This is a genomic window from Planctomycetota bacterium (genome assembly GCA_026387035.1).
GTDB lineage: Bacteria > Planctomycetota > Phycisphaerae > FEN-1346 > FEN-1346 > JAPLMM01.
In genome coordinates, this window is the sequence record JAPLMM010000014.1 from 1 (window position 1) to 4,310 (window position 4,310).

The following is a 4,310-nucleotide window of genomic DNA, read 5'->3' on the forward strand; positions in this document are numbered from 1 at the left end:
CCCGTCGCCGCAAAAAAATCCTGCTTCAGCACCTTCTCCAGCCGGTACGTCCGCCCGCCGAGGTCGAACGATTCTCGCGGCATCTTGCCGCGCAAAATCCGTTTCGGCACGCGTCCCTGTTCTTTCCGCGCCATAGACTCCCCGTCGCCCGCGATGCGACCGGCATCGTAGGCCCCCGCCCCAACCCCGTCAAGAATGCTCCCCTACTCCCGCGCCCTTAACGCCCGCGGATGAGTCCCCGCACGGGACGAATCCGCGGGACCTCCTAACGCCTCCGCCCCATGTGCCCACCCCGTCCGTCTTACGCTTGACAGACCCTGTTTCGTTGGGTAGAGTTCAGCCAAGAATCGCGGAAGGGGCTTTGTGCCCCGAAAGGGATTCCAAGTCGATTGCCCCAGCCCTCGAAAGGGGGGAAGCCATGTCTATCGCCGTCCGCTGTGCGTGTGGGAAGGAGTATCGCTTCAAGGACCAGTACGCCGGACGCCGCGCCAAGTGCCCCGCCTGCGGCCAGGTGGTCCGCATCCCCGGCGCCCGTCCGGCCGGGCGCCCATCGCCGCATTCTCCGCTCCGGGAAGACCGCCGGAGCCGCACCACGGAGTTGGCGCTCCTTGGGAGCGTTGGCTTCGTGGTGCTGGTCGGGATAGGTCTGGTCGTGTACTTTCTCTTCTTCAGCAGGCCGGCGCCGCGCGCGGCAAGGCCCGCGCCGCCTTCGCCGGCCACGCAACAGCCGTCGGTCGCTGCCTCCCAAGGGCCGGCCCCGGCGAGCGGACCGAGCGCGCCCGCCGCGGGGCCCGCCGCGCCCGCCGCGACTGAGGTAAAGCCGCCGGTAACTGCCGCGCCCGCCACGATCGAGGCGAAGCCGCCATCGCCCGCGCCGGCCGCGGGGCCCGCCGTGCCGCCCGCCCCGGCGCCTGGGCCGTCGTAGCCTCCGATGCCGGCTCTACCGCCTGTGGCCCGCCGTCAAGGTTGGGACGGCGGGCGGGTCAACTCGTAGCCCCACGCCCAGAGGTCCGGCAACTCGTCGTGGTACTCCACGTGGCCGCCCCAGTAGAGGTAATTGGCGCCGCAGCCCGGCTCGTCGGCGAAGGCGGCCGACGCCCGCCCGTAGTGCCATTCCCATCGCTCGGCCCCCGAAAGGCCCGGACGCGACCGGAACGGGACGTTGAACTGGCTCCCCACCGTCTGGCCCGAAGCGCCGCAGAAAAAAAGGATCCGGTTCGCGAGGCCCCCAAACAGCCGCCTCTGCTCCGACTCCGTCGTGTAACTCGCGAGGCCGCTGAGGTCCACCTCGCCCTTCGTCCCCCACGTGCATCCGGCCTGCCGCCGAAAATCGTCCGCCGTCCGGAAAAGAATCACGTTCAGGGCGTAACTTTCCGGCGGCGCGTCCAGAAGCGCCACCGTATGCTCGCGCCCCGCCGGAACGACCTCGCTGCCGCGCTGACCCGCCTTCGGGTCCGACGGGCACGTGTACAACTCGAGCGAATCCACATATGGCCACAGGACGATGCTCCAGTGCGGTCCCGGCTGGCCCCAGTTCGCCGCCGGACGCGCCGGCGCCATCACCAGGCCCGTCTCCGCCTCGATCGCTTTGAAGAGGTCCGCCGGCGGCGGGTCGAGTGAGAAGATCGGCGGCCACAAACCGCCCGAACTCTGCAGGTACTCGCGGTATGCCAGGCCGATCTGGCGGAGACGATTCTGGCACCGGACATTGTTGGCCGCCTCGATCGCCGTCCACAGAGCGGGGTAAAGGAGCGCGGCCAGCACTGCCAGAATCCCGAGCGCCACGAGCATCTCGACCAGCGTCATGCCGGGTACGCTTCGGGCTACTTTGTCAACCCCGCTCCTCGGTGGCATGTGGCACGGCCGGCCTTGTCCGGCCGTGCGAGGCGCACGGCGGGGCGAGACCCGCCGTGCCACACCCCATGGCACGTTTTCACACGTGTGGCGTGTGGCACGGCCGGCCTTGTCCGGCCGTGCGTCCCGGCGCGGGACCACCGCGCGGCGGGCAAGAATACCCGCCGCGCTATCCCCTCTGTCGGGGGCGCGAAGTTGACAAAGTAGCGTTAGGCGGCACGGGGCGGGCGTCGGTGTCGTCATGGCACCAGGAAGGAATCCCACACGGACCGCGGGACGTTCTCGGGATCGTCGGGCCGGCCAGCGTCGGGCCAATAGATGGCGTCGCGATCGCCCCCGGGACGCACGGCCCCGCACCGCGGCGTCGCCTGCCACGCGACCTGGCCCTCCAGGTAAAGGACGTTCTGCCCACGGCCGTGATGGTTCGGGCTGTTGGCCTCCGGCTCCGCGTCCGGCGAGACGATGAACTGGCGGGTCAACTGCGGCCGGGTGTACGGGCTCCGGTCCGCCAGGATCGCCAGGTCCGCCGGGTGCAGATGCCGATGCGTCGTCGCGTTCCTCGGGTCCGAGACGGCCGGGTCGGTCCCCGGGTGGGCGAACTGGTTCTGGTACGAGTACGAGCATCGGCCCGCCGCGACGCGCTTCAGAAAGTAGTCCTCGGCGGGCGTCGGGCGGTTCGGGGTGGCCAGGTCCATCGCGTAGAACCCCATGGCCCCCGCATCGCCGCACGCGTTCAGGCTCGGCTTGTCGGGCGTTGCCGGGCAGACGAAGAGCCGCGCGTCGGTATATCCTTCGCGCACCAGGAGCCACAGGTTTGCCTGGTTGCCGACCGCCCGCACGTCCGGCCAGACACATGTGCCGGGGGCGTCGAATCGGCTGGGGAAATGGTGGCCGTCCTGCGGCACGGCTCCGCCGAAGGGCGACGCCGCCCCGCAGTCCGGCAGAAACCCGTCGTGTTCGCCCGCCCAGAGGAGCATCGACTCGCCGAGATGCGCCAGGTTCCGCGCGCAAATGGTCCGCTCGGCCGCGTCTTTCGCATCCAGGAGGGCGGGCAGGAACGTCGCCGCCAGACAGCCGAGCCCCATGATCACGGCAAGCGACTCGGTCAGTGTGACGCCTCTTCTGGCACCCATGGGCCGGTCCGCCAAAAGGTGCGCGATGTGCAGTGACAACACCACGGCACACGCAGTCTTGCATTCCTCGGGCCGGAGGGCAAGAAATTTCCGTGCCGCAATCCCCATCCGTGAGTGGACCCTTTCGAGCCTCCCCGCCATCAAAGCCCGGGGATGAACGAAGTGAATCCCCGGGTACCCCGCCGAAGGGGCGGGGGGATACCGCCCACATTTAGCCGCCCAGTTTATCCTTGTTCGCCGTTGGATCCCTTCGGGACTGGGCGCGTATTGTGCCGTTCACCCGCGCGCCACATTTAGCCGCCGCGCCGGGACGGGTCGAACGAGAGGCTCTCGACGAGGGAAAAACCGCCGGCCCCGGCACGGCTTGTGGCCGTGCCAGGGTGGCCGTGCCAGGGGGAAAATCCGAAAAAATCTTCCTCCGTAAGTCCTTTATTTACAATGACTTACCCCCACCACCCCCTTTCCCGATTTGACTTTTCAGAAATCTGTGGTATACTCCTTCTGGAGTTAAGAGGAGAATGGACCAAAGGTTAGCGGGCAGGTGGATGTTCATTTCCCAGGGTCTCGGAGAGAGACCCGCAAAAGCCCCTCAGAGGGCGGAAGGAGCAGGAACATGTGCAAGCATAGGAGACCTACCATGTTTTCGAGATTTCTGAGTGTGGCAGTCGTGGCGTGCGCGGTGCTGGGCCTGACCTTCGCCGGGCTGAACACCGCGAATGCTACTGTGAACTTCTGCATCAACCCCGGTTTTGAGGTTGGAGGTTATGCTCCCGGAGCAGGCTGTCCTGACTACACTGACGCAAGTCAGCCCCCGGCTGACCACAACGCAATGCCGTGGTCCATCTGGGCTTCGTGGAGCGTGCCCAATGCCTATCCCCAGGCCGCGATTCCGAATCCATTTATTGACGCAAACAACCCCAGTGCCAGGGTGTGGGCCAACTTCAACAACCCCTACTATGTGAATGTTGCCTCACAGAACAACGGCAATCTGCGGCCCGCGAGCGGTTTTTGGATAGTAACTCGAATCCGTCGGGTCAGCCTACCGCGCTCCGGCCTCTGGATCCCAGATTCTATGAAAACCCGAACGTGGAGCCTCCATTAGTCCCAATAACCCCTGTAATATCGCCGGTTATTACGCCCGACCAGTGGAACACTTTCGACCTCGACTACGTCTTCCCGGGTCCCCTCGTTCAGCACTGTAACTACCCATCTGCCCGCCTATACGGCGGAGATGGCAGATATCTTGGGACGGCCGCTGGTACGCCCCCTGCTAAGCCCTTGGTCGCTGTCCCGAATCCCGGCGGCTACTTCGATAATGTCCAG

The 4,310-nt window shown here is 66.5% G+C and carries 3 protein-coding genes; 1 reads left to right on the plus strand and 2 read right to left on the minus strand.

All coding sequences use genetic code 11. The annotated features are described in order from the left end of the window. The first annotated feature begins 418 nt into the window (after nt 1–418). Nucleotides 419–925, plus strand: coding sequence for a hypothetical protein (locus NTX40_00450; GenBank protein ID MCX5647562.1), 507 nt, complete (start codon nt 419–421; stop codon nt 923–925). A 35-nt stretch (nt 926–960) separates the two neighbouring features. Here NTX40_00450 and NTX40_00455 read toward each other — a convergent pair whose 3' ends face one another. Together NTX40_00455 and NTX40_00460 are read right to left on the minus strand one after the other, a co-directional pair. Further along, on the minus strand, nt 961–1,806 hold the full coding sequence (locus NTX40_00455; GenBank protein MCX5647563.1) for a type II secretion system protein: 846 nt from the start codon (nt 1,804–1,806) through the stop codon (nt 961–963). Nucleotides 1,807–2,093: 287 nt separating this feature from the next. Beyond that, a complete protein-coding gene (locus tag NTX40_00460; protein ID MCX5647564.1) occupies nt 2,094–2,987 on the minus strand; it encodes a type II secretion system protein in 894 nt (297 codons plus the stop codon). Nucleotides 2,988–4,310: the final 1,323 nt, after the last annotated feature.

Bases quoted from the DNA above. Each gene is read 5' to 3' on its own strand.
- NTX40_00450 (MCX5647562.1), top strand. From the start codon at position 419: ATGTCTATCGCCGTCCGCTGTGCGTGTGGGAAGGAGTATCGCTTCAAG.
- NTX40_00455 (MCX5647563.1), bottom strand. From the start codon at position 1,806: ATGACGCTGGTCGAGATGCTCGTGGCGCTCGGGATTCTGGCAGTGCTG.
- NTX40_00460 (MCX5647564.1), bottom strand. From the start codon at position 2,987: ATGGGTGCCAGAAGAGGCGTCACACTGACCGAGTCGCTTGCCGTGATC.